Source organism: Algoriphagus sp. (assembly GCF_024642405.1).
Taxonomy (GTDB): domain Bacteria; phylum Bacteroidota; class Bacteroidia; order Cytophagales; family Cyclobacteriaceae; genus Algoriphagus.
In genome coordinates, this window is record NZ_JAHEBC010000416.1 from 2,194 (window position 1) to 3,145 (window position 952).

1 protein-coding gene is annotated in these 952 nt (G+C 32.6%); it reads left to right on the forward strand.

Features of this window, described 5'->3' with window-relative positions:
• The first annotated feature begins 279 nt into the window (after positions 1-279).
• Positions 280-945, forward strand: coding sequence for a hypothetical protein (locus Q0L68_RS18660; protein ID WP_296705765.1), 666 nt, complete (start codon positions 280-282; stop codon positions 943-945).
• Positions 946-952 lie beyond the last annotated feature (7 nt).

A 952-nucleotide genomic window follows, 5' to 3' on the forward strand; every position in this document is an offset into this window, starting at 1 on the left:
CAGTTATTTCCTGGAATTGTGAAGGTGTCACATGTTTTTCAGAATTATCTTCGAGTGCAAATCCAATTAGATCTACATACATTCCAGCACAATATCTGGCATCGCTAAGATTAGTTATACCACTTATTTTTACAAAAGTTCCTAAAGCCATTTCTCGTTTTTTATTGATGTAAAGGTAATCAGGATGATTGGGCTAGGAAAAATAAAAAGCAATAATGTTATAAGTACTCAGAAAGGTAAAATAGGATATAAAGTGTAATTTTAGACTTTAATTGATTAATGAATAGACTTACTCCTTTTATTCTTTTCATAATAATTATCTCAGTTTTGGGTTGTAACCGTGAAATTGAAGAAGACCCAATTGATTTCGGTTTTGATTATCAGCCTTTGGAAGTTGGAAATTTTTGGATTTACTCAGTAGACCAGATAATCTATTTTGGAGAAAATGATTCAGAGGAAGACAGCTTTTTTTATAGAGATAGCATTATCTCTTTTTATATCAATGAGGCGGGCGAACAGGTTTTTATTATAGAAAGAAGTAAATCTTATGATCAATCGAATTGGAGTCCAATAGAGAATTATACCATGCTTATTAGAAGGAATTCTCTCATTAGAACAATTCAAAATCAACCTTCAGTGGCTTTGGTTTTTCCTCCAAATGAAGGAGTAAGTTGGGATTCTAATATCTATCTTGAGTCTCCAGAGGATGAATTTGAAATTAAATTCTTTCCTGGAAGCCCGAATATGATTCAGATCGATCAGGAAGAGGCAGATGATTTAATTACATATAGAGATAATCGATACGAGGTTTTCCAGAAGGGTGTTGGGTTGATTGAGGATTATGAGGAAGTGTTGACTTATTGTGCACGAAACGATTGTTTGGGAAATCAGTTAATAGATGGTGGAACGAAAACACATTTGAAAATTACCGAATATGGTAAATAATAAATTT

Bases quoted from the DNA above. Each gene is read 5' to 3' on its own strand.
- Q0L68_RS18660 (WP_296705765.1), top strand. From the start codon at position 280: ATGAATAGACTTACTCCTTTTATTCTTTTCATAATAATTATCTCAGTT.